At 59.3% G+C, this 24840-nt stretch carries 25 protein-coding genes; 21 read left to right on the top strand and 4 right to left on the bottom strand.

Annotated elements, in window-relative coordinates:
- Positions 1-96 precede the first annotated feature (96 nt).
- Genes paaA through ACFWW4_RS03605 form a run of 5 tightly spaced genes read left to right on the top strand, consistent with a single transcriptional unit; the run spans position 97 to position 3647 of the window.
- Positions 97-1074 (top strand): 1,2-phenylacetyl-CoA epoxidase subunit PaaA, encoded by a 978-nt coding sequence (gene paaA, locus ACFWW4_RS03585; RefSeq protein ID WP_411889611.1) that lies wholly within the window; start codon positions 97-99, stop codon positions 1072-1074.
- Positions 1071-1355 carry a 1,2-phenylacetyl-CoA epoxidase subunit PaaB gene (gene paaB, locus ACFWW4_RS03590; protein WP_393933927.1) on the top strand — a complete coding sequence of 95 codons (285 nt, stop codon included), beginning with the start codon at positions 1071-1073 and terminating at the stop codon, positions 1353-1355. Before paaA ends, paaB begins: the two co-directional genes overlap by 4 nt.
- Complete coding sequence (gene paaC, locus ACFWW4_RS03595; RefSeq protein WP_411889612.1) at positions 1355-2110, top strand: 1,2-phenylacetyl-CoA epoxidase subunit PaaC; 756 nt, start codon at positions 1355-1357, stop codon at positions 2108-2110. Before paaB ends, paaC begins: the two co-directional genes overlap by 1 nt.
- Before the next feature lies 1 nt (position 2111).
- Positions 2112-2573: a 1,2-phenylacetyl-CoA epoxidase subunit PaaD gene (paaD, locus tag ACFWW4_RS03600; RefSeq protein ID WP_411889613.1), complete on the top strand. Its 462-nt coding sequence runs from the start codon at positions 2112-2114 to the stop codon at positions 2571-2573.
- 9 nt (positions 2574-2582) lie between these two features.
- Complete coding sequence (locus ACFWW4_RS03605) at positions 2583-3647, top strand: 2Fe-2S iron-sulfur cluster-binding protein (RefSeq protein ID WP_411889614.1); 1065 nt, start codon at positions 2583-2585, stop codon at positions 3645-3647.
- A 117-nt stretch (positions 3648-3764) separates the two neighbouring features.
- Here ACFWW4_RS03605 and ACFWW4_RS03610 read toward each other — a convergent pair whose 3' ends face one another.
- Positions 3765-4670: a Gfo/Idh/MocA family protein gene (locus ACFWW4_RS03610; RefSeq protein ID WP_411889706.1), complete on the bottom strand. Its 906-nt coding sequence runs from the start codon at positions 4668-4670 to the stop codon at positions 3765-3767.
- Between the two features lie 79 nt (positions 4671-4749).
- Between ACFWW4_RS03610 and ACFWW4_RS03615 the strand changes: the two genes are divergently transcribed.
- A complete protein-coding gene (locus ACFWW4_RS03615) occupies positions 4750-5499 on the top strand; it encodes a class II aldolase and adducin N-terminal domain-containing protein (protein WP_411889615.1) in 750 nt (249 codons plus the stop codon).
- Here the strand turns inward: ACFWW4_RS03615 and ACFWW4_RS03620 are convergent.
- Positions 5496-6122, bottom strand: coding sequence for a class I SAM-dependent DNA methyltransferase (locus ACFWW4_RS03620; protein WP_411889616.1), 627 nt, complete (start codon positions 6120-6122; stop codon positions 5496-5498). The two genes, ACFWW4_RS03615 and ACFWW4_RS03620, sit on opposite strands and share 4 nt — an antisense overlap.
- 57 nt (positions 6123-6179) lie before the next feature.
- Here ACFWW4_RS03620 and ACFWW4_RS03625 point away from each other — a divergent pair, with 57 nt between their 5' ends.
- Positions 6180-7040: an SDR family oxidoreductase gene (locus tag ACFWW4_RS03625; protein ID WP_411889617.1), complete on the top strand. Its 861-nt coding sequence runs from the start codon at positions 6180-6182 to the stop codon at positions 7038-7040.
- Here ACFWW4_RS03625 and ACFWW4_RS03630 read toward each other — a convergent pair.
- A complete protein-coding gene (locus ACFWW4_RS03630) occupies positions 7006-7659 on the bottom strand; it encodes a hypothetical protein (RefSeq protein WP_411889707.1) in 654 nt (217 codons plus the stop codon). The two genes, ACFWW4_RS03625 and ACFWW4_RS03630, sit on opposite strands and share 35 nt — an antisense overlap.
- A gap of 184 nt (positions 7660-7843) precedes the next feature.
- Here ACFWW4_RS03630 and ACFWW4_RS03635 point away from each other — a divergent pair, with 184 nt between their 5' ends.
- The 14 genes from ACFWW4_RS03635 (at position 7844) to ACFWW4_RS03700 (ending at position 23945) form a co-directional block, all read left to right on the top strand.
- On the top strand, positions 7844-8731 hold the full coding sequence (locus ACFWW4_RS03635; RefSeq protein ID WP_411889618.1) for a helix-turn-helix domain-containing protein: 888 nt from the start codon (positions 7844-7846) through the stop codon (positions 8729-8731).
- A 122-nt stretch (positions 8732-8853) separates the two neighbouring features.
- The gene (locus ACFWW4_RS03640) at positions 8854-9411 is read left to right on the top strand and encodes a nuclear transport factor 2 family protein (protein ID WP_411889619.1); all 558 of its coding nucleotides are present in this window, start codon (positions 8854-8856) and stop codon (positions 9409-9411) included.
- A gap of 35 nt (positions 9412-9446) precedes the next feature.
- The gene (locus ACFWW4_RS03645; RefSeq protein WP_411889620.1) at positions 9447-10406 is read left to right on the top strand and encodes an alpha/beta hydrolase; all 960 of its coding nucleotides are present in this window, start codon (positions 9447-9449) and stop codon (positions 10404-10406) included.
- A gap of 230 nt (positions 10407-10636) precedes the next feature.
- Positions 10637-11233, top strand: a complete 597-nt coding sequence (locus ACFWW4_RS03650; protein WP_411889621.1) for a DUF6931 family protein — start codon at positions 10637-10639, stop codon at positions 11231-11233.
- A gap of 35 nt (positions 11234-11268) precedes the next feature.
- Positions 11269-12525: a type VI secretion system-associated FHA domain protein TagH gene (gene tagH, locus ACFWW4_RS03655; protein WP_411889622.1), complete on the top strand. Its 1257-nt coding sequence runs from the start codon at positions 11269-11271 to the stop codon at positions 12523-12525.
- 124 nt (positions 12526-12649) lie between these two features.
- A complete protein-coding gene (locus ACFWW4_RS03660) occupies positions 12650-14011 on the top strand; it encodes an ImpA family type VI secretion system protein (protein ID WP_411889623.1) in 1362 nt (453 codons plus the stop codon).
- 119 nt (positions 14012-14130) lie between these two features.
- Positions 14131-14649: a type VI secretion system contractile sheath small subunit gene (tssB, locus tag ACFWW4_RS03665; RefSeq protein WP_393933554.1), complete on the top strand. Its 519-nt coding sequence runs from the start codon at positions 14131-14133 to the stop codon at positions 14647-14649.
- A gap of 55 nt (positions 14650-14704) precedes the next feature.
- Positions 14705-16198 (top strand): type VI secretion system contractile sheath large subunit, encoded by a 1494-nt coding sequence (gene tssC / locus ACFWW4_RS03670; RefSeq protein ID WP_393933557.1) that lies wholly within the window; start codon positions 14705-14707, stop codon positions 16196-16198.
- A 69-nt stretch (positions 16199-16267) separates the two neighbouring features.
- Positions 16268-16765, top strand: coding sequence for an Hcp family type VI secretion system effector (locus ACFWW4_RS03675; RefSeq protein ID WP_393933559.1), 498 nt, complete (start codon positions 16268-16270; stop codon positions 16763-16765).
- A gap of 96 nt (positions 16766-16861) precedes the next feature.
- Positions 16862-17452 (top strand): type VI secretion system baseplate subunit TssE, encoded by a 591-nt coding sequence (tssE, locus tag ACFWW4_RS03680; protein ID WP_393933561.1) that lies wholly within the window; start codon positions 16862-16864, stop codon positions 17450-17452.
- A complete protein-coding gene (gene tssF, locus ACFWW4_RS03685) occupies positions 17449-19389 on the top strand; it encodes a type VI secretion system baseplate subunit TssF (RefSeq protein WP_411889624.1) in 1941 nt (646 codons plus the stop codon). The genes tssE and tssF overlap by 4 nt, the downstream gene beginning before the upstream one ends.
- Positions 19386-20366 (top strand): type VI secretion system baseplate subunit TssG, encoded by a 981-nt coding sequence (gene tssG / locus ACFWW4_RS03690; protein WP_411889625.1) that lies wholly within the window; start codon positions 19386-19388, stop codon positions 20364-20366. Before tssF ends, tssG begins: the two co-directional genes overlap by 4 nt.
- 28 nt (positions 20367-20394) lie before the next feature.
- Entirely contained in the window at positions 20395-23127 is a 2733-nt protein-coding gene (tssH, locus tag ACFWW4_RS03695) for a type VI secretion system ATPase TssH (RefSeq protein ID WP_411889626.1), read from the top strand.
- Between the two features lie 26 nt (positions 23128-23153).
- Positions 23154-23945 carry a hypothetical protein gene (locus ACFWW4_RS03700; protein WP_393933569.1) on the top strand — a complete coding sequence of 264 codons (792 nt, stop codon included), beginning with the start codon at positions 23154-23156 and terminating at the stop codon, positions 23943-23945.
- 16 nt (positions 23946-23961) lie between these two features.
- On the opposite strand, the gene ACFWW4_RS03705 is transcribed toward ACFWW4_RS03700, so the two are convergent.
- Positions 23962-24834, bottom strand: a complete 873-nt coding sequence (locus tag ACFWW4_RS03705; RefSeq protein WP_411889627.1) for a LysR family transcriptional regulator — start codon at positions 24832-24834, stop codon at positions 23962-23964.
- Positions 24835-24840 lie beyond the last annotated feature (6 nt).

The raw sequence follows: 24840 nt of genomic DNA on the forward strand, positions 1-24840 counted from the left end.
GTAACGCTTTATTGCCAGCCCCCTTGTTTTGCGCTATTTTCGCAGGATAGTCCGATCGGCCGTCGCTCGACAGCCAACCGGAAGAAAGGGCGATCCATGTATGCACAGATGATCAAGTCAGAGGCGACTGCTGATGATCCGGACAAGCTGAAGGCATTTCAGGCCCGCATCGATGCCGGTGAAAAGATCGAACCAAAGGACTGGATGCCGGAAGGGTACCGCAAGACCCTCATCCGGCAGATTGGCCAGCATGCCCATTCCGAAATTGTCGGCCAATTGCCCGAGGGCAACTGGATCACGCGCGCCCCAACGCTGGAACGCAAGGCAATCCTGCTGGCCAAGGTGCAGGACGAGGCAGGGCATGGCCTGTATCTCTATTGCGCGGCCGAAACGCTGGGCGTGTCTCGGGACGAGATGACCAGAATGCTGCTTGATGGACGCATGAAGTATTCGTCCATCTTCAATTACCCGACCCTGACCTGGGCCGATATGGGTGCCGTCGGCTGGCTGGTTGATGGTGCGGCGATCATGAACCAGGTTCCCTTGCAGCGCACATCGTACGGACCCTATGCACGTGCCATGATCCGGATCTGTAAGGAGGAGTCGTTCCACCAGCGTCAGGGCTTTGACATCATGATGAAGATGGCCAACGGCACACCGGCGCAACGTCGGATGGCGCAGGACGCGTTGAACCGCTTCTGGTACCCGTCACTGATGATGTTCGGCCCGTCTGACAAGGACAGCGTGCATTCTGCGCAATCGATGCGCTGGCGGATCAAGATCAACACCAATGATGAGCTGCGTCAGAAGTTTGTCGATCAGACTGTGCCACAGGCCGAATATCTGGGCCTGACCGTGCCAGATGAGACACTGTCATGGAACGAGGAAAGGGGCGGCTATGACTTCGCCGAACCTGACTGGACGGAATTCTATGACGTCCTGAAAGGCAATGGACCATGCAACACAGACCGAATAGCGGCCCGGCAAAAGGCCTGGGATGACGGCGCATGGGTGCGTGACGGGCTGATGGCCCATGCGGCCAAACGCAAGGCAGCAAAGGCGGCAGCGCAATGACAACGGAAATGCCCCTGTGGGAAGTCTTCATTCGCGGCCAGCACGGGATGAGCCATCGCCACGTCGGCAGCCTTCATGCCGCCGACGCGGAAACCGCGCTCCTGAACGCCCGCGATGTCTATACCCGTCGCAACGAAGGCGTATCGATCTGGGTGGTCCCTGCGGCGCAGATCACGGCGTCGTCCCCATCCGAGAAGGGTCCATATTTCGAGCCTGCGAATGACAAGGTGTACCGGCATCCGACGTTTTTCGACATTCCTGATGAAGTGGGGCCAATGTGATGTCGGACCCATTGTTCGAATTCCTTCTGCGTCAGGGCGACAATACCCTAGTCCTTGGCCACCGGATTTCCGAATGGTGCGGTGTCGCCCCGGCGGTTGAAGAAGACATCGCGCTCGCCAATACCGCGCTTGACCTGATCGGACAGACGCAAATGTGGCTCGGCCTTGCGGCAGAGATCGAAGACGCCGGGCGCAGTGCCGATGATCTGGCGTTTCACCGCGATGTCTGGGATTTCCGCAATCTCTTGCTGGTCGAACAGCCAAATGGTGATTTTGGCCATACGATCATGCGCCAATTCCTGTTCGATGCATTTCAGGTGCCACACCTGACTGCCCTGCAGAACGCCAGTGATGACCGGATCGCCGGGATTGCCGCCAAATCGCTGAAAGAGGCGCAGTATCATCTGGAACGGTCGCGGGAAACTGTGATTGCCTTGGGCGATGGCACCGAAGAAAGCAACAGTCGGATGCAGGCCGCACTTGATCGGCTTTGGCCCTATGCGGGAGAGATGTTTTTGCGCGACAGCGTCGATGACGCGATGCATGAAAGCGGAATTGCCGCCGATCCAACCAGCCTTCGCGCCACTTGGGATGATACGGTACGGGCCACCATGGTAGAGGCGATGCTGACCATCCCAGACAGCGATTTCGCCCAGCAAGGCGGCAAATCCGGCAAACGCCATTCCGAACATCTGGGCCATCTTCTGGCAACGATGCAATTTCTGCCCCGGTCCTACGCCGATGCCCGTTGGTAGCATGACGCGCCCTGGCATTGATCAGGTCTGGAAATGGCTCGATGCTGTGCCTGACCCTGAAATCCCCGTGATCTCGGTTGTTGATCTGGGTATCGTCCGGGCCGTCGACTGGGACGGTGACGTGCTCAATGTGACGGTCACCCCAACCTATTCCGGCTGTCCGGCGACCCGCATCATCGCGATGGATATCGAAACGGCCCTGCGCGATCACGGTGTGAGCGATGTCAGGATCAGCACAAAGATCACACCGCCATGGACAACCGACTGGCTGTCGGACAAGGGCCGCGCCCGGCTTGAAGATTACGGCATCGCCCCGCCACAACCCGCAGGCGGCCCGACCCGTTGCCCGCATTGCAAATCGCACGCGGTTGAGCGGGTCAGCCAGTTCGGCTCCACACCCTGCAAGGCGCAGTGGCGGTGCACGGATTGTCTGGAACCCTTTGACTATTTCAAATGCATTTAGGCGGATCTCATGGCCCGATTTCACCCTCTTGTCGTGACTGACATCCATAGAACGATCCGCGATGCGGTGGTTCTAACGCTGCAACCCGAGGACCCCGAGGCGTTTGATTTCATTCAGGGCCAGTACTTGACCTTTCGCCACTCGTTCGACGGGGAGGAGCTGCGCCGGTCCTATTCAATCTGCGCAGGCAAGGACGATGGCATGTTGCAGGTGGGGATAAAAAAGGTCTATGGCGGCGCGTTTTCCACCTGGGCCAACACGGCCTTGAAGGTCGGTGACCGGTTAGAGGCGATGCCGCCCATGGGGCAATTCCACGTGCCTTTGCTGCCCGGTCAGGGGCGGCACTATCTGGGCTTCGCCGGTGGGTCCGGGATCACGCCGATCCTGTCGATCCTGCGTACCGTTCTGGAACGCGAACCGTCGTCGCAATTCACGTTGGTCTATGCCAACCGCGCCGTGAACAGCATCATGTTTCGCGAGGAACTGGGTGATCTGAAAAACCGGTTCATGGCGCGGCTGAACATCATCCATATTCTTGAACAGAATGCTGACGATAGCGGCGTCTTCACCGGCCGCATCGATGCAGAGAAATGTGCGCTGCTGTTCAAGCATTGGATCAATCCCGATGACGTCGATGTGGCCTTCATCTGCGGACCAGAGCCGATGATGCTGACAATCTCGGATGCGCTGCAATCGCACGGCCTGCCCAAGGACAAGATCAAGTTTGAGCTGTTCGCAAGTGGTCAGCCCGGTCGCCTGAGACGGCCGGTCCAATCTACAGAGGTGGCGCAGCACGCTACATCCGCAACGGTTACGCTGGACGGGGAAAGCCGCAGCTTTGACGTAGCCCCTGATCAAAGCCTGTTAGAGGCGGCATTGGCCAACAGCATCGACGCACCCTTTGCCTGCAAGGCCGGCGTCTGTTCCACATGCCGCGCAAAGCTGACACTGGGCGAGGTCGAGATGGCCGCAAATCACGCGCTGGAAGATGGCGAAGTGTCACGTGGCTATATCCTGACCTGCCAAAGTTACCCGCTGACGGATAAAGTGGCATTTGATTACGATAGTCACTGACGCGGCTTTTTGGTTGGCGGTTTCCATCATTTGAACGGACAGCGATTGCGCCTCTGGTGCTGTGGTTCATTGTCGAGACGGCTCGGAGTTTCTAGTGAATTAGGCAGTTGAATTCTGTCAGAAATGGAACGCTTCGACCGTTACCCGTTTGCCCAGCGTCAGCGCGTCGGCCACGTGGATCATCGGGGATAAGTCCACGTCAGATTTCCCGGTTTCGACCAATTCCGCCATCCGATCGTAAAGCGCGGGGTATTCCCGGTCGGACCCGGCTTCGACCTCTTCGTCGTTGATCAGCAGCCGTGCGCCGCCGTCATGTAGCGCAAGCGTGCCCGCGTCGGTTTCAACCGTGATGTCCCAGCTTTGCGGATCTTCCTGTCGCCAGTCAAAATCACCGGTGACGTTGCCGGTCCACGTCAGTTGGGCCGCAATCGGGGTGTCACAGTTGGATGGGAACAGGAGCTCTGCCTGCCGCAGATGCACCGGCTGAGGCAAAATCTCGGTCATGATCGACAAGGCGTTGCTGCCCGGATCAAAGACACCCATGCCGCCGGGTTCAAACACCCATTGCTGGCCGGGATGCCAGCGGCGCACATCTTCTTTCCAGCAGATATGGGCCGCAGTGATCTGTTTATCGGCCAGCCATGCCTTGGCCGGGGCGACCCCTTTGGCCATGCGGCTGTGCCACGTGGCAAACAGGGTTACGCCCGCATCGCGCGCCATAGCCTCCAACGCCTGCACCTCGGCCAGTGTCGCACCGGGTGGCTTTTCCAGCATCACATGGCGACCTGCCGCAATCGCCTTCGCCGCGTAATCATAGCGCGGGACTGGCGGCAGGCAGAGCGAGACAACAGAGATGTCCGACCGCTCTGTCAGCATCTGGTCGAAATCGGTGAAGGCAGGCACCCCATCGACCGTTCCCGACCGGCTGACTGTGGCGGCCAGGGTCCAGTCATTGCTGGCATTGATCGACGGCACGTGCTGATCAACGGCTATCTTGCCGATACCCACAAGGGCGATATTCATGCTCATCAGCGCGGCTTTCTTTCAGTGGGCGTTTGCGGCATCCTTAGCGCGCGTGCTAGCCAAATCCAAGGGAGCGGTGATGAACAAGCCCACAGAAAACCTGACCCACTGGACCGAGCGTGTTGATCTGGCCGCCGCCTTTCGCTGGACCGCCCGGTTGAACATGCACGAGGCCGTGGCCAATCATTTCAGTCTGGCAATCAATGACGATGGCACCCGGTTTCTGATGAACCCCAACCAGATGCATTTTTCGCGGATCAAGGCCAGTGACATGATCGTGGTGGATGCCAATGATCCCGAAACGCTGCAGGGTCCGAATGCGCCGGACCCGACCGCCTGGGGCCTGCATGGTGGGATTCACCGGCTGGTGCCCCATGCCCGCTGTGCCATGCATGTGCATTCGATCTTTGCCACGGTGTTGGCGTCACTGGCCGACGGCCGCCTGCCCCCGATTGACCAGAACTGCTGCACCTTCTTCAATCGCTATGTGATTGATGATGGTTATGGCGGGCTGGCCTTTGAAAGCGAAGGCGAGCGCTGCGCCGCCCTGTTCACCGACCCGAAGAAAAAGGTGATGATCATGGGCAATCATGGTGTGCTGATCATCGGCAATAGCGTGGCCGAGACCTTCAATCGGATGTTCTATTTTGAGCGCGCCTGCGAAACATATATTCGCGCGTTGCAAACCGGGATGCCGCTGCGCGTGTTGCCGGATGATGTGGCCGAAAAGACCGCGCAAGAGCTGGAGAGCTATCCAGAGCAGGATGTGCGGCATCTGGCGGAGTTAAAGGCGATCTTGGATGATGAAGGGTCGAACTACGCGGCTTAGGCATTTCGAAACAAGACCAGTCGCGCCATGTCATTGCGGTGTGCCTCATCTGCCCGGTCGTCATAAATACGAACCTGCCGGAAATTCAGGTCGGTGATCTGGTCCGAAAGAGCCTCCAGCGCCGGGCCAAACCCATCCGCATCGAAATGGGCCGCGTTGACCGAGATCGCAAAGACAGCGCCCGTGTCGGCCACGTCCAGCAAGTGCTGCAACGCACCCGGTCCGACATGGCCGAATGTGAAGGTGCCCGCGCTGACCACCCCCGCATAGGGTTCGCCCTTGAGTGAAAGCGGTCTGGTGATGTCGCCCGCCATCAGATGCCTGTAATGCCCCTTCATGTCGGCGACGCGCAGCATGTCATCCGACAGATCGACCCCGTCGATCGGATCGATGCCAGCCGCCCTCAGATGTTGCCCCACCAGCCCCGTGCCGGCCCCCACATCCAAGACCGGGCCACGCCCGTTGCCCGCCAGAAAACCGGCTGCAACCTCGCGCGGCAACTGATAGCCCTGCCCATCGTGAAAGGCGGTGTCATAGCTATGCGCCCATGTCTGATAGAGCGCTTTGACATCCTCGGGGGATTTCAGCGCATATGCATCGTTTACATCAGGATCATCAGCCATGGTCCGTATATTATCACAGGCTTGCGCATTCCCAACAGCTAAGGCAGGACAGAACCTATGACCAAAACGCTGCTTTCCTTTGGCCATGGCTATAGCGCCCGTGCCTTGTCCCGTATTCTGTTGCCGCAGGATTGGCGGATTATTGGCACCACAAGGTCAGAGGATAAGGCCGCCCGTCTGATGAATGAAGGGATTGAGCCGCGCATCTGGCCGGGGGCGGATATGGAACCTGCGCTGGACGCCGCGACCCATCTGTTGATTTCCGCGGCGCCGGGGGACGATGGCGATCCGGTGCTGGCGGAATTGCAGGACGCGATTGCCCAGCGCGCGGGCCAGTTTGCATGGGTGGGGTACCTCTCCACCACTGGCGTCTACGGCGATCACGATGGCGATTGGGTGGACGAAAACACCGCCCTGACCCCCGCCACCAAACGCGGGATTGCAAGGGTCGAGGCCGAGGCAGCATGGGCCGCCATCCCCGGCCTGCCCCTACATATCTTTCGGCTGGCCGGTATCTACGGCCCCGGACGCGGGCCGTTTTCCAAGGTCCGCAATGGCACGGCGCGCCGGATCATCAAGCCGGGGCAGGTGTTCAGCCGCACCCATGTGGCCGATATTGCGCGGGTCCTTGCGGCATCTATCGCCCGCCCAAACCCCGGTGCGGCCTATAATGTTTGCGACAACGACCCGGCCCCGCCCGAGGACGTGATCGCCTATGCTGCCGAATTGCTGAACCTGCCGAGACCGCCAGCCGAAGATTTCGAGACCGCCGAGATGTCACCCATGGCGCGCAGCTTTTATGCCGAAAGCAAGAAGGTGCGGAACGACCGGATCAAGGATGAACTGGGGGTAGAGTTGCTTTACCCCGACTACAAATCCGGGCTCAAGGCGTTGCTGGCACAGGAAATCGGCGCCTGAAAATCCATGCGATTCCGGCATAGATTAGCAGCAGCACAACGCCAGTCGCCAGATTGCTGCCATAGAAAACGGCCCGGTCCGCCAATTCCAGATTGTTCAGAAACGGATAGGGCAGGCCCGATGTCACCGCGCCTTCGGGTCTTTGGTTGAACCCCTGCACAATCAATTCCGCCCACAGTACATAAACCCCGATGACACCAACTAGCCATACGACTGCGGCCCTGAGCCGGTGAAAACTGCGATGAATGAAAATGGCGTCGATCACCTGCAGCAATGGCCCCAGCAAGTGCAAATACATCTCCAGATACCATGCACGTAACTGGCCATCATCGGTGACGGAATTGGGATCGGCAAAGTAAAGCCGCCAGTAAAGAAACACGACCATCGTATTGATGACAGCGGTCATACAAACCAGACCATCCCAGCGGCGGGTACTGCGCCCCTCTTCGATCGCCATCATCCGGCTGGCGGCAAAGAATGAAAAGAACAGCGCCCAGATCGTCAGATATCGGAACGGCCCACCAAAATTGCCGGTAAAGTCGGAAAAAATCAGGGTGCGGATGCAGTAGCCACCCGCCAGCAGAAACACGATCCACCGATAAACCAGCACAGGGCGCATATGTCTCACGTCTCCTTCGTTTCGCCGAAACATGCATGGCGACGGTCGATCCGGTCCATCATGACCTTGCGTCACTGACTTCTTGCCGATCTCATCCTGCTGGGCAAGACCGCAACTGCCAATTGTGCAGGCCCATCTCGATTATTGACCGTTATGTCCTATTTTCACCGTCAAAGGATGACCCATGCCGCGCCGCTACGCCGATATCTTTCCATCGCTCCCGCTTCTGAACAGCGATACGCATGAACAGAGCTCTGCCGCCGCATTGATGTCGGTGCGGTATTTTCAGGCCGAACCCGATACCATGCCAGAGGATGTTTTTGCCGAACACCATATACTGCTGAACTTGCAGGAAAATGCGCACCGCGTGCAGAATACCCGCGATGGCAAGATGCGCGATTTCACGCTTCAAAAAGACGATATTATCGTGACACCTGCAGGCATGCGTTCTGGCTGGCGGTGGTTCGCCAAAAGCGATGTCATCATTGTCACGCTGGACCCGGCGAAAGTCGCGAAGTTCGCGCAAACCGAATTGGGCCTGCTCCTCGATCCGCAGCAGTTCAACGACGAACCACAGTTTTCCGACCCGGACCTGTGCGCTGCCGGTGTGATGTTGCGCGACGCGCTTGAAAGCGATGACATCTCATCCGGCGTGATGTTCGAAGCCATGAGCCGGGTGTTGCTGGTCAAGCTCTTGCAGCGATATGGCAAACGCCGCGCTGAGGATATTGCGCTAAGCGCGCGCTTCACGTCCAGCCACTACAACCGGGTCCTTGCCTTTATCCGTACCCGGCTGGATCAAACCATCACGGTTGATGAACTGGCAGGCGAAGCCAGGATGAGCCCGTCGCATTTCTCGCGGGTGTTCAAGGAAACGCTTGGGTCAACCCCGATGCAATATGTACTTGCCTACAGGATCGAGCAGGCCATGAAGATGATGGAAGATGCCACCCGCCCACTGGGTGATGTGGCGCTGGCCTGTGGTTTTGCCGACCATGCGCATTTTTCACGCAGCTTCAAGCAGGTCACCGGGCAAACGCCGCGACAGTTCAGGTCCGCGCGCGCGGCCTGAGCGGATATCTTCAAAAAGCGGAATCCTACAAAAACCGCGCAGGCCGGTTCAATTAATTCAGCCGGCGCTCCCGTATCTCTTTGGTCATCGCAACAAGACATCCAAGACCAAGGAGACAAACAATGAAAGCCCTCACTGCCGCAACAGCGTTGATCGCTGCAACAAACTTCGCCATGGCCGATACACCAACATTGGCAGGTGATCCCATCACCGCAGAAAACCTGGCCGCTCAGGCCGAGATGGTGCGCATCGCAGATGCCATCGACGCCGGTGTCGACGCCAAGGACTGGGAGCTGACCCGCAGCTTTTTCACCGACGAAATCACAGTCGATTTCACGTCACTCGTCGGGGGAGAGCCTGCAACGATCCCGTCTGATGGTCTGATCGCCGGATGGTCCGCAAATCTGACCGCAGAAAAGACGTCATTCCACCTGCGGGGCAATCATCGCGTGACATTCCACGGCGATGACGCGGCCACGATGGTTTCGCATGGCTATGCCTGGAACCGTATGGAAAGCGGCGGCTTGCCCGAAAACGGCGGCGAGGCCCTTTGGGAGGTTTGGGGCACTTACGAGCACGGCTTCGAACGCACCCAGGATGGCTGGAAGGTCAACGCGATGACATTCACTGCCACGGCCGAACGCGGAAACCCATTCGTGCGCAATACGCCCGGTTCCTGAATCCCTCTTAACAACGCAACTCAAGGAGATCCCAAATGAAAACCTTCTCACTGACCACTGCTGCATTCCTCATGGCCTCAACTGCGGCCATCGCGCAGGTTGAAACCCGCACGCTGACCTTTGAAAACGAAGGGGCCACGCTGTCCGGCACACTTTATCTGCCCGAAGGGCACGATGGCAGCGCCCTGCCCACAGTTGTCGTCACCGGCGCATGGACCAGCGTCGAAGAACAGATGCCCCGCATCTATGCCGAGGAAATGGTCGAACGTGGTTTTGCCGCCTTCACATTCGACTTCCGCGGCTGGGGCAAATCCGGCGACCTGCCGCAGAACGTGCGCTTTGTCGAAAGCCCGGAGGCAAAGACATCCGACATCCGTGCCGCGTTCGACTTTGTCGCCACACTGCCAGAGGTCGACCCGACACAGATCAACGGTTTGGGCATCTGCGCCTCGGCTGGCTACATGATCGATGCTGTCGCCGGGAATGACCTTGTCCAACGGATCGGACTTGTGGCGCCGTGGCTGCAAAACGAAGAGATCGTGAATGCCGTCTATGGTGGCGAAGAAAGCGTGCAAGGCCTGATCGCAGCGAGCCGCGCCGCCGAAGCGGCGGGTGGCCAGATCATCCCTGCCGCTGGTCCCGAAGGTGCCGAAGGCGTATTGATGCCCATCGGTGGCTATTATTACGAGGCCGATCGCGGCGCGATCCCGGAATATGACAACCAGTGGAATAACGCAGGCTGGGAAGGCTGGCTGACATATCATCCGGCGGATAACCCAAACCGGCTGACCCAACCGCTCGCCATTGTGCATTCCGAAGCGGCGGCAATTCCGCAGGGTGTCCGCAGCTTCCTCGAAGGGTTCAGCGGTGATGCAACATTGCAGATGCTGGAAGACGTCACGCAGTTTGACTTCTACGACAACCCCGAGGATGTGACGCGCGCCGCAGACACAATGGCACAGCACTTTGCCGGACCGGTGGGGCAAGATAGCTGAACCATTTGAATAACCCGAAAAACGGCGGTCAAACCATTGGCCGCCGTTTGCTGTTCACTGCCAGTATTGCAGTGACCACCCATCGGAACTCTCGCGGTGCCACGCCATTTCCGATCCTTCGCTACCTGTAAATCCAAAACCGTCCTTGACGCCCGTGGGTCAACTGCGGAAACTTATGCGTATTCCTCGCGGCACCTTCTGCCGCCTCATGTGATTGGATCCGCCCGTTCATGTCGCCCGATGATGCGCCACCGCTTGACGAAGAAAAGACACGACCGCCCGCGGTAGCCACACGGTATGAAACACTGGCTGATCTTTACGTGGCCATCCCGCAACTGGCCGAAGTGACCCAGCAGCGCCCACGCCCCGAGGAAGAGGCACTGGATTATCTGATGCGCCTGCGCCAGTCGACGACCCCGGAAGAGGCGGTGACCTTCACTGCCTTTGCCATCCAGCCCAAGCTGGCGATCTGGTGGGGGCACGAATGCCTGCGCAACATGCCAGATGCGCTCACCCCGCTGGACCGGCAGATGATGGAACTTGTGGCGGGCTGGATCGGGCGCCCCGACGACGCCATGCGCCATCATGTAATGCGAGAGGCGCTGTGGGCCCCTGCCAAATCGCCCGGTGTGCATCTGGCATTGGCCGTGGGCTGGTCTGGCGGGTCCATCGCCCCCAATGATCCGGCCCCTGTGCATCACAGCCGCGCGCCGCGCGCGATCAACACGGCAATCCTGTCCTGTCTGGCCCGCGCCGATCTGTCACGCCGCCCTATTTTCCTCGCCAGGTTTATCGACATGGCAGAATCTCTCTTCAAGGTTTATTAGCGGTCCCTGACCCCATTTGACTGGTACGGCGTGGCATGACCCTGACACTGAGGATCGAGAATTATGACAGCCTGCCTGACGGCGGGCCGACCTCGGCTACGGTGACGGGTGCGGGCATGAGCGCCGGGCGTTCTGCCGCGATGGACTGGACATTGCCTGATCCGCAAAAGCATATCTCGGGCCATCATTTCGACATCAGCTATCGTGACGGGGCCTATTGGCTGACCGATGTATCCACCAACGGCGTGTTTCTGGATGGCCAGCGCCACCGGATCGAAGGGGCCTATCAACTGAAACAGGGCGACCGGTTTCAGGTCGGCAATTACTTTATCGTTGTTGATCTTGGCGCAGGTATCGCGGCAGCCCCGCCGCCACAGGCGATGACCCCGGCACCGCAATTCGAAGACAGCGATCCCTGGGCCGTGTCATCTACCCCCGCCGCCCCGGTTGATGTCAGCCCGAGCCCCGACCCGCGCGCGTTCGAGGATTTTGCCAGCGACTTTATTGTGAACCCCGTCGCGCCGCAGCCTGCACCGGCACCCGAACCATCGCCATCTGCGGCGGTGCCCGCTGCAGCCCCGTCGCCTTTTGGCGCATCGGATTCACCCTTTGGTGACAGCCCGATCCCTGCAGCCCCATCACCCATGCCCGGCCCGACCCCGCAGCAGCCGCAGGCGGCCACACCATCGCCCACGCCAGCACCACCACCCGATAACGGCGCTGCGATCCTGAAGGCGTTCTGTGAAGGGGCGGGTTTACCACCGCCACCGCCGGGCAGTACGGCGGATGGTGAGGCACTTGCCCGCGAACTTGGCCAGACAATGCGAACCGCCGCCGCCGAACTGATGGCCTTGCTGCAAGACAGGGCAGCGGCCAAGAAATTCACCCGTGGCGGCGACCGGACCATGATGGGGGCCGCCAACAACAACCCGCTGAAATTCCTGCCCGATCCGACCCAGGCACTCGAGGTCATGTTTGTGCAACCGCGCGAAGGTTTCATGACCGGCGGCGAAGGGATGACATCGGCACTGAACGACGTGAAGACGCACCAGATGGCGGTCTTTGCCGCGATCCAGCCTGCGCTGATCAAACTGCTCGCAGACCTGGCACCGGAGGCGATTGAAGAATCGACCGGTGGCGGCTTGCTGGCAGGCGGACGGCGCAAGGCCTGGGAAGAATACGTCAAACGCTGGGACGCCAAGGTTGCAAATCATGAAAACGGGATGCTGGATGTGTTCCTGCAGCACTTTGCCGAAAGCTATGCCGCCGCCGTTGCGGCAGCGCGCAAATAGGCCACAGACGTGAAAGGTCTGGAATCCCTTGCTTGACCCTTGCACCCCGTCGCGGCACGCTTGATGGCAGATTTAATCGGGTACACTGTGCGTTGAAAATGCTGTCACTCCAAAAGGATAAGTCATGAGTTTCGACTGGCTCAGCGAACCGGTGTCGGATGATGCGCCCTGCGGGCCAAATCTGGAAGCGACCGACGACGCGGCCTTTGTCGACTACTATTTCGAGGCCGAAAGCCGGATGCCCGAACGCTATTTCGTGCCCGGCATCAAGGACCCGGATGACGACTACACACCGGGAACCTTGTTCGATCCCAAATCCATCGCCCACGCGGACGAGAAAAAGACGATCACTGCCCTGCTCAAGCGCAGCCGCGATGCGCGCCTGTTGTCGCTGCTGGCGCGGATGATGATCCTGGCCGGTCGGCTACCCGATTTTGCCGATGCGGTCGAAGGGCTGGCCATTCTGCTTGAGACCCGGCCCGACGATGCCCACCCGCAGGACGCATCTGATCGGCGCGGTAGCATTGATGAATTGGGCAATTCCAGCATGGTGATTTTGCCGCTGCAGCACGCCAATCTGGCCGGCGCCGGCGAGGTCAGCCTGCGCCGCTATACCGTGGCGACAGGCGGGGCAGAGCCGCGCAAAGGCGAGGTTGGGTTGAACAGCGGCGCAATGCTGTCCGAGATCGCGGCCCCGGGAAACCGGGACGCGGTAGAGGCATCGCATGCCGCCCTGTCCAAAGCCGCCGACGCGCTGACCCGGATCAAATCAGCCTGCCTGCGCCTCGACAATCCGTTCACGCCATCATTAGGTGATACGCTCAAGGTAATCGCGGATATTCAGGATCTGATCCACAATGGGCGCAGCGATCTGAAACCATGGTCGGCGGAGGGCGAAGCGCCAGTTGAAGCGCCTACACAGCCGGTTGAAGAGACCGCCGAAGGGGCAGAGCCTGCGCCAGACGCAGCAGCTACACCCGCCCAGCCAGCACCCGCAGCGCCCGCCGTCAAAACCAGCGTCCCAAGCCGGGCAGCCGCCCTGCAAATCCTGAACACGGTCGAGGGTTACCTTGCCACCCACGAACCAGCGGCCCCGGCGCTTTTGCTGATCACGCAGGCCCGTCTGCTGGTCGGTCGCCCGCTGGTCGAAGCGATCGAAACGCTGATGCCGGAACAGGCCAACCAGACCAAGATTACGTTCGGGTCCGACACCGGTTTCGTGTTATACATGGACCGGCTGAAAATGCTGGCTGGCGAAGGGGCCGGTCAGGCCGAGACGACGACTGACGCCGATCCCGGCCCACGACCAGAGATCGCGGACCGGTCAGCAGTGGCCCCGCTGATCAGCGCGGTGGAAGAGTATTTTCGGGTCCGCGAACCCGCCAGCCCGATCCCGGTGCTGCTGTTCAAGGCGCGCACATATCTGGACAAGGATTTCACCGCGATTGTCGCCGATTTGTTACCGCCAAAGGGTGAAAGTCAGTAAAAAGAATGCAACCGATATTTGTGTCCAAAATCACCGTCAAACCGTTTGAAAACGTGGTAATAGCGTTGACTTCAAGTGATATTCAAAGTTTCATAACGCCGATGTTGAGGAGAGTTTAGATGCCATCAGATTCCGCCACGGGTTTTATCAAGCGTAACCGCCCTCCGCGCGTGAACATTTCCTATGCCGATCCTTATGATAGCGAGAAAATGGTCGAGCTGCCGTTTGTCATGGGTGTGTTGTCTGATCTGTCCGGCAACGCGTCAAAGGTGGAAAAACCACCGGTGGCCGAACGCAACTTTACCGATGTGACGGCATCGACGCTGGATGACTATATGGCGAGCGTATCGCCCGGCCTGTCCTTCGCTGTTGAAAACAAGCTGGAACCGGATAGCGACACCAAGCTTGGCGTGAATCTCGAATTCAATTCGATAGATGATTTTGGCCCGGCACAGGTGGCACGTCAGGTGCCCGCGCTGGCCAAACTGCTGGAAGCCCGGGAACAATTGGCCAACCTGTCACGGTATATGAACGGGAAATCCAAGGCGCAGGATCACCTCAAGGCGCTTTTGGAAGACCCAGAGCTGATGGCCGCACTCGCCGAAGCCAACAAAAGCGACGAAGACGACGCTGAATAAAAACACGCATTGCGTCGGGTTGGCGCAAGCAGCGGTGTAATAGGGAAGATGTGAAATGGCAGAAGAAGCGCAACAGCAGGACGCCCAGGTCAAGGAAGGCCTGAACGAGCTTGATGAATTCTCTGATATCCTCAAGCAGACGATCAAGCCACGCACGGATGAGGCCGCCAAGGAGGTCGATAATGCCGTTGTGACGCTGGTGCGCGAGGCGATGAATGACCAGACGGTCATTTCCGATGATATCATCGATACAATTGGCGCGATGCTGGCCAAGATCGACAAGAAGCTGACCGATCAGGTCAACCAGATCATTCACGCCAAGGAATTTCAGGAGCTGGAAAGCAGTTGGCGCGGTCTGGCCTACACGGTCAACAATTCGGAAACCGACAGCTCATTGCGCGTCAATGTCATGAACGTGTCCAAGAACGAGCTGAAAAGCGAATTGCGCCGCTATCCCGGCGCCAAATGGGACAAGAGCCCACTGTTCACCAAGATTTACGAACAGGAATTTGGCACCATGGGTGGCAAGCCCTTTGGCACAATCATTGGCGACTATTATTTCGACCAGTCCAGTGGCGATGTCGGCCTTTTGCGTGATCTATCCAAGATCGCGGCGACCGCACATGCGCCGTTTATCTCGGCTGCAGCACCAACTCTGCTTGGCATGGATAACTGGACAGAAATGCCGAACCCGGCTGATCTGTCCGAGATTTTTGACACGCCCGACTATGCCGCCTGGAACAGCCTGCGCGACAGCGAAAACTCGCGGTATCTGGCGCTGACCCTGCCGCGTGCCCTGTCGCGTGAACCCTATACCGAAGACGGCACATCGGTGGTTGAGGAATTCAACTTCATCGAAGAAACCGACGGCCATGACGGTAACCAATATGCCTGGATGAACGCAGCCCACGCGATGGCCGCCAATATCAACCGCGCCCACAAGGAATATGGCTGGACAGTCAAAATCCGCGGTGTGCAGTCCGGCGGCGAGGTGATCAACCTGCCCACCCATACCTTTGATACCGGCGACGGTTCCAAGGACATGAAAATCCCGACCGAGGTGTCGATCACCGACCGTCGCGAGGGCGAATTGAGCAAGGCAGGCCTGATCGGTCTGATCCACCGCAAGCACACCGACAAGGCGGCCTTTATTGGTGCGCAATCGCTGTATCGCCCCAAGAAATATGTGGATGATCTGGCCACGGCCTCTGACAACATGTCATCGCGCCTCCCATACATCTTCGCGGTCTCACGCTTCAGCCACTATCTGAAGTGCATGGTGCGGGATAAGATCGGGCAAAGCCCGGATCGGATCCAGCTTGAGAAAGATCTGCAGACGTGGATCAACAAATATGTCTCTGCAAACCCGGAAAGCGCCACCGAGAAAGAGAAGGCAAAAAAGCCTTTGGCTGGTGCAACCGTGCAGGTCATCGAAGACGAGGAGAACCCCGGCTACTACATGGGCAAATTCTTCCTCAAACCCCACTTCCAAATGGAAGGCATGGATATCGGCATGAGTCTGGTGTCCAAGCTGCCTAGCGGCAAATGAAGACCCCTCCCAACCAACCCTTATCGTTAGCGCATTTGAGTACGCTGGCGGCCAAAACGGAGTAATATAATGGCTGTTGATATTTTTCTTCATCTCTCGAACAACATCAAAGGCGAAAGCCAGGATGCCACGCATATGGACAAAATCGACGTCCTGGCGTGGAACTGGGGCATGTCCCAGTCCGGCACGACACATGTCGGTGCTGGCGGCGGCGGCGGCAAGGTCAACGTGCAGGATATTTCCCTGACCAAATATGTCGACCTGGCATCCAACGACCTGATCAAGCGCTGCGCAACCGGCGAACATATCGAAAACGGTGAGCTGATCGTGCGTAAATCCGGTGGTGCGGCCCCTGTGGAGTATTTCCGCATGAAGCTGGAGAACATCATGATCTCGTCCTACGCCACTGGTGGCTCCAAGGATGGTCTTGACCGGATCCAGGAAAACCTGACCCTGAATTTCCGCAAGTTCGAAATCGCCTACACCCTGCAGGAAGCATCCGGTGCTGCTGGCGCTGAATCGCTGGCCGGCTGGGATGTCGCTGCGAACCAGGAGTGGAGCGCTTAATCGGCCATTAGCCGATAACATCGCGGAACGAACACGTTCGGGGCCCTTCGCGGCCCCGAATTACCTTAAGCCGCCCGATTTTCGTGAGCTGACCTGATGAGCACCGACCGGAGCAAACGTGGAAATGACAAAACCCGCGGCGATCCAAAGGATCGGCGGCAGGTGTCATTGATGCATGTGTTCAGATCAGCGCGCGCCCAGCGCGACGCCAGCAAGGATGAAGCCAACTATCAGGACGGCGCCCGCGAGGTCACATCCCGCAGCCAGGAACGCCGCATTGGCACGGATGAGGCGACGTTGCGCCAACATCTGACCGCCGATCTGGCCAGCCTGATGAACACGATTAATCTCGATGCAGTGGTTGATCTGGATGACACACCCTATGTCGCCAAGTCGGTCATCAACTACGGCTTTGGCGACATGAGCGAGATGAGCAATTCGATCCATGCGGGCCAGCAGATTGCGCAACTGATCCGCGACACGCTGATCGAACACGAACCGCGCCTGATCGCCGATACAATCGAAATCCAGCTTAACCGGGATGAACAGGAAACCACCCAGCGGCTCAGCTTTGATGTATCCGCTGAAATGGTGGCCACCCCGGTTGATGTCCCGCTTGATTTCGTGGCCGAGGTCGACATGGGCGCGGGCAAAATCCAGATGACGCGACTGCGGGTGCAGACATGAAAAAGGCATTCCGCGAGGCCTATAACAAGGAACTGGCGCTGCTTTACGAGCGTTCGCGTGAATTTGCCGCCGATTATCCGGGCATCGCCGACCGCCTTGGCGGGCTGATCAAGGAAAATCTGGACCCAGCGGTGGCAGGCCTGCTGGAAGGCACGGCCTTCATGGCCGCCCGTGTCCAGCTGAAGATGGAAGAAGAGTTTCGGACATTTTCGACCGAACTGCTGAACCAGATTTTTCCTGACGCCCTGACACCCACCCCCAGCGTGATGCTGGCACAGGCCAATCCACCGTACGAAAACAAGGACCTGATCAAGGGGCTGCATTTCGACAGTGGTGAATATCTTGATGCCCGTTTTGTCGATGCCGACCAGCGGGTGTCTTGCCGGTTCAGCCTGTGCGGCCCCTTATCGGTCTGGCCGCTAAAAATCCCCAAAGCCGTCTATCACGGCAGCCCCGCCCCCTTTCTGGCAGCCGGAGAGGCAGAGGTCGCGCAAGGCACCAAAGGTGGCCTGCAACTGACGATCCAAAGGCCGCTATCTGCCAGCAGCAGCAAGGGTGGCGGACCACTGGCCGAGGTGGCGGTCGACAGCCTGCCCATTTATCTGATCGGGGATATGCCTGATGCGGTCGCACTTTATGAGCAGATTTTTTGCGATCTGAAACGCGCCTCACTTCGCTATCTCGACAAGAACGGCGATCCGGTTTTCATCCGGCTTGATAAGCAATCCATTGAACAGGTCGGATTCGATGGGGGGGTGAACCTGTTTCCCCATGATGGCCGCCTGTTCGAAGGGTTCGCGCAATTACGCGAAGTTTTCGTGTTTCCCCGCAAGTTGCTGGGCTTCCGCCTGACCGGGCTGCAGCAGCATCTCAAACGCATCAGTCAATCCGAGGTGCAGCTGCTGCTGGAATTCGGCACCGCCAACAAAAACCTGGCCGCCCGGACCAGCGAAAAAGGCTTTGCGCTGAATTGTGTGCCAGCCGTCAACCTGTTCGAGGAAAGTGCAAGCCAGATCAGGCTGGATGACAAACGCACCGAATTTGTGGTGACCCCCGACAGCAGCCCGCTGACCCATTACGAGGTTTACAACATCATCGACGTGCATGCTCATTATCCCGGGCTGCAGGACAAAGTGAAGGTCAACCCGCTTTACGCCGTGCCCAAAGGCGGTGCCAAGCCGCGCCAGTCGCTTTACTACACCAGCCGCCAGAAACCCCGCCGCCTGACCCAGAAAGAACGACGGTTCGGGGCGCAACAACGCTATGCGGGGACCGAGACGTTCATCTCGATCTACGAACCCCCCGATCTGGAAGGCGACGCGCGGGCGCAGCGGCTGCAGGTGCGCACCCGCTGTTCGAACCGGCATCTGCCCGAATATCTGCCGATCGCCGACAGCCGCGATGATTTCCACATGTGCGATGATGTCAGCGTCAGCCTTGCCTGCGTTGGGGGGCCGACACCGCCCCGCCCCGCCATGACAGAGCTTGAGGCGAACGCCGCCCATCGCACCACAGCAGGTGACAACTACTGGCGGCTGATCAGTTATCTGTCGCTCAGCCATTTCAGCCTTGATGGCGACGATGATGGGATCCGCGCGGCGGAGTCACTGCGCGAGCTTCTGTCACTCTTTGCCGATCTGTCCAATGTCGTGACAGAGACGCAGTTGCAGGGCATCAAGACCGTGACCACCCGGCCCATCGTGCGGTCGGTTCAGCGCGGCGATGGGTACCATCCTGCCCGTGGGCTTGAGATCACGATCACAATGGACGAGGCCGCGTTCGAAGGGTCCGGGATCATCTTGCTGGGGGCCACGCTGGACCGGTTTCTGTCCGAATACGCCGCCGTCAACAGCTTTACACAGACAATTATCACCTCAACCGACCGGGGCGAGGTTGCCAAATTCCCGCCGCGCACCGGCACCGGACCCCTGATATGACAGATACACAGGATCATCGGCCGGTCGGCTATCTGGCCCTGCTGCGCAAACTGGAACGCGAAAGCGCGGGCAAACCACGCATCGGGCGCAACACCACGATGGCCGAGGAACTGGCGACCATCGGTCAGGATCCGTTCCTTGCCTTTCCCGAAACCGACCTGTCGGATATCCGGCAGGACAAGGCCGGCCGCCCCGATCTGCGCAACCAGATCATCGGCTTTTTCGGCCCGCATGGCGCGCTACCCCTGAACACCACAGAAGAGGTCCTGCGCTGGGCGCAAAGCGGCGATCTGGCCTTTGTCAAATTCACCGATATCTTTGCCACCCGGTTCCAGCAGATGTTTTTCCGGGCGTGGTCAGATGCCCGCGCGATCACCCAGTTCGACCACGAAGACGACGACCGGTTTTCCCATTATGTCGGCGCGCTGATCGGGATCGGGACACCAGCTTGGGCGGATCGCGGTCATATCCCCGATACAAACCGGCTTGGCATGGCGTCGCTCGGCATTGGGCGCGTCAAAAGCCCGGTCAAGCTGCAGCAGATGCTGCGCTATGACCTCGGGGCGCCTATCGATATCGAAGAGCATGTGCCGACATGGATCGCGTTCGAGGGCGACAGCGTGAACCGGTTGGGCCAGCAGGGCAGCACCTTGGGCCGCGACTGTTTTCTGGGATCGCGCGCGCAATCGGTCAATGAAAAGATCATGATCCAGATCCGTGCCAGAACACTTGCCGAATATCGCGCATTTCTACCTGGCGGGGCGTCGCACACCCGCATGCTCGATATCGTCAACGGCTATCTGGGCCGCACATTCGAAGTTGGCGTGGCCCTGACCCTGCCCGCCGAAGAGTTTGAACCGGCAGTGATCGGCAAATCGGCTGAGGTCGGTTGGATGGCCTCGCTCGCCCCTGAACCGGCACCACCGCCCGGCACCTACCTGCCCGGCGCCACATTCGCATTAAACACCGCTGCATAAGCCAGACCACATTTGAAGGAGCCCGCGCATGGCTGAAATCAATATCGAAAAATACGCCGGCAAGATGAACCGCCTTGGCTATGATGCGTTTCTCAAGGCGATGCGGCAGGCGCGCAGCGAAAAGAACCGCAATGTCGGCACCGCCCATTGGCTGTTCCATATCGTGTCCGACCAGAAATCCGATATCTCCTGCACATTGCGCGAATTGGGGCTGGATCGCGGAACGGTCCTGAAAGATCTGATCGCGGCCATCGACAAGCTGGACAAAAACGTGACCGAAACCCCCGGCATCGCCGAAGGCCTTTCCGACACGCTCAACCACGCATGGACCTATGCCACACTGTTCTTTGGCGAGGTGCAGATCAGATCGGGCCACGCCTTGCTGGCAATGTTGAACGACCGCAATCTGCACCGCGAAATCACCCGCGCTTCGTCCATTTTCAACGATATCTCTGCCGATCAACTGGGCAAGGAATCCCGCACGCTTTGGAAAGAGAGTGACGAGGAAGAGATGCGCCCGATGGACGGGTCCGGCCTGCAATCTGGCGGTACCGCAGCCGATGGTGACGAAGGCCGCAGCGCCTCGACAGCACTTGGCCGGTTCAGCGTCGACATGACCGCCGATGCCGCCAGCGGCAAGATGGACCGCGTGGTCGGCCGTGACGATGAAATCCGCCAGATCATCGATATCCTGCTGCGCCGCCGCCAGAACAACCCGATCCTGACGGGTGAGGCCGGGGTTGGCAAAACCGCCGTCGTCGAAGGGTTCGCCCAGCGCCTCGCCGATGGCGATGTGCCGCATAAACTGCAGGGCACGCGACTGCATATGCTGGATATTCAGGCCATGCAGGCGGGCGCGTCGATGAAGGGTGAATTCGAACAGCGCCTGAAATCCCTGATTGACGAGGTGCAGGCTTCGCCCACCCCCATCATCCTGTTCATTGACGAGGCGCACACGCTGATCGGCGCAGGCGGGTCCGCTGGCACCGGGGACGCCGCCAACCTGCTGAAACCGGCGCTGGCACGCGGCACCTTGCGCACGATCGGGGCCACGACCTTTGCCGAATACCGCAACTATTTCGAAAAGGACCCGGCCCTGACCCGCCGTTTCCAGCCCGTGAACGTCGACGAGCCCGATAATGACCGCTGCGCCTACATGCTCCGCGGCATCCTTGGCCCGATGGAGGCGCATCACGGCGTGCGTATCTCTGACGAAGCCATCGTCGCCGCCGTCAACCTGTCCGCTCGCTACATCCCTGCCCGGCAATTGCCGGACAAGGCGGTGTCGCTGCTGGATACTGCCTGCGCCCGCGTCGCCGTCAGTCAGGCCAGCATCCCGGCCCGTATCGGCGACCTGCAGGCGGCCATCAGCGCGCTGGAAACAGAGATCGCCAGCAAAACCGCCCAGCGCGATCTGGGCGAAGAGAACGAGGAACGACTGGAAGAGGCCGAGGAAGAACTGAAAGCGAAACGCGAAGAACTTGCCGCGTTTGAGGTCAAATACACTGACGAAAAGAAGATCGTCGATGACATCCTTGCCCTGCGCGCCGAACTCGCCAAAGCCGAAACCGGCGAAGACGAACCGCCAGAGCCCGAAGATATCGGCGACGCCCGCAATGATGAGGAAATCAAGGAAGCCGAAGCCGAGCGCGAAGGCGAAGCCCCCCGCGACCCCGACACGATCCGGGGTGAAATGCTGGAACTGATGGCGAAGCTGGACGCCACCGATGCCGATGACCGAATGGTCTATGCCCATGTGGATGAGCAGGCGGTCGCCTCCGTGATTTCCGATTGGACCGGCATTCCGGCGGGTCGTATGGTCGTGGATGAACTTGAACAGATCCTGAATCTCTCTGACCACCTGAGTGAGCGGGTGATCGGGCAGGATCACGGGCTGCGCATGATCGCCAAGCGGATCGAGACCAGCCGCGCGGGCCTTTCGAACCCGAACAAGCCGATTGGTGTTTTCATGCTCTGCGGCCCGTCCGGTGTCGGCAAAACCGAAACCGCACTGGCACTGGCCGAAAGCCTTTATGGCGGCGAACAGAACATCATCACCATCAATATGTCCGAGTTCCAGGAGGCACACAGCGTGTCCCTGCTGAAAGGCGCACCCCCTGGCTATGTCGGCTATGGCGAAGGTGGGCGACTGACCGAGGCGGTGCGGCGCAAGCCCTATTCGGTTGTGCTGCTGGACGAGGTCGAAAAGGCGCATCCCGACATTCACGAACTGTTCTTTCAGGTCTTCGACAAGGGGATCATGGAGGACGGGAACGGGCGGCCGATCAATTTCAAGAACTGCCTGATCCTGCTGACCTCGAACGTGGGTACGGACGTGATCATGGAGATGGGCGAAGGCGGCGAGACGGTTCCCGATATGGATGAGCTTGACGCGGCGATGAAACCGTTCCTTTTGGAGGTCTTCCCGCCTGCGCTACTGGGCCGGATCGTAACGATCCCCTATTTCCCACTGGGCAAGGATGTGCTGGGCGGCATCACCAAGCTGAAACTGGGGTCGGTCGCCAAACGGCTGCGGGAATCGCACGGGGCGAAGATGGTCTATGGCGACGATGTGCTGGATCATATCGTCGACCAATGCCGCGACCCCGACAGCGGCGGGCGGATGATCGACAACATCATCACCAATTCCATCCTGCCCGATCTGTCGCGTCAGGTGCTAAGCCGGATGGTTTCGGGTGAGGACATGAAAGAAGTCACCATCGTCATGAACGACGGCAAAATCGACTACAACTTTGCATAGCCCGCGCACATCAGGAGCAACAATTTATGGACATTTTCTACGGCATCGACGGGACTGGTGAGGACAATAACGATCAATATGCCAAAGACTTCGAAAACAGCCATGTGCGCACCATGTGGAGAAAGTGGCACACGCCGATTGCCGGCTACATCCGGGGGCCATCATTGGCGGGTACGGAAACGGCTGACCGGATGTGGAATGGGCTGAGATGGGTCAAGGAAAAGTGGGAAGTACAATCCAAACTGGCCACGCCTGCAAAACCGACGCGTGTCTTTCTGGCTGGATACAGCCGGGGCGGGGCAGCCTCCGTCGCACTTGCCTATCATCTGGAAAAGGCCAACATTCCGGTCCACGCCCTGTTCTTGTTTGATGCGGTCGACCGGTCGCCATTGCTGTTCACTGACACGATCCCAAGCAACGTATCCGCCTGTTATCACGCTCTGCGCGATCCGCGAGCGGGATCAAGGGAGTCCTTTGGCAATTGCGGGCGCAAGCCCAAGGCGTCGGTTGCTTATACGGAAAAGACGTTCTTCTGCACCCATGGCGGGGTCGGCGGCACCCCGTGGAAGAAAAACGGGAAATCCGGAAAGATCGAGGAGCTGGATACATCCGACAAGGTCGTGGCCACCGTTTTGGGCGGTTATGCAGGCAAGAAGATGGCGGATGAGCACGACTTTACCAATGTCACAGTGGCGCAGGATGAGCAGGGTAGCAAAGCATCCTGGGAATGGATGAGCAAGAACCTGACAATCGCCCGTGCATCGAAAGAAGCCGAAGGTATCGGGACGTTTGGTATTGATGGGAAAACCCGCAAGTAACGCCTGAGAAAGATCTTCAGGCCGTCTGCCCCAACAGCCATTTCTTGAACGTCTTCGCCCGCGCCGACAGGGTGCCGGGCGGGTGCACGATGTAATATCCCAGCCCGTCGCGCCGTTCCGACATCACCGCGATCAGTTTGCCGCTGGCGATGTCATCGGCCACCAGCGCACTGGATACGACCGAAACACCACCGCCGGCGCGAACGGCGGATAGCAGCATGCTAAGCGTTGCGACCTCGTTCGCCTGACAGCACGCCATGTCCAGCCCCGATGCCGTGACCCAGCGCCGGGCCTCGCGATGCACGACCTCGAACAACCATGGCAAGTTCTGCACATCCGCAAGTGTCTGCGCAGGGCGGCCCAGCAATAGCGAAGGCGCGGCCACAACGGTATAGTCCGCCTCGATCAGCAAATCCGCCTCCAGCCCCGGCCAGTCGCCCATGCCATAGCGGATCGCCATATCGAACCCGTCGCGGCGCAGGTCCACGACATCCATGTCGGGATTGATCGACAGGCCCAGCCCCGGATACGCCGCCCAGAACCCGGCCAGCCGCGGCATCAGCCAGTTTTCTGCAAAGCTAGGGGTGACTGTGATCGCCACAGGGCGGTCCGCGGCGTCTGCCGCGATGGCCCGCACGCCGCTGGTGATCATCCCGAACCCGTCGCTGAGCGATGCGGCCAGCCTGTGACCTGCATCGGTCAGGGCCAGACCACGACCGGCGCGCACCAATAGTGACGTGCCCAACTGCGCCTCGATCGCGCGCACATGCTGTGCCACGGCCGCATGTGTGACGTTCAATTCGCGCGCGGCCTCGCTGAATGTGCCTGCTCGCGCTGCCGCCTCGAACGCGCGCAAGGCCGCGAGCGAGGGGATGTCACGCCAATCCATATAAAA

The organism is Yoonia sp. SDW83-1, from assembly GCF_046762885.1.
Lineage (GTDB): Bacteria > Pseudomonadota > Alphaproteobacteria > Rhodobacterales > Rhodobacteraceae > Yoonia.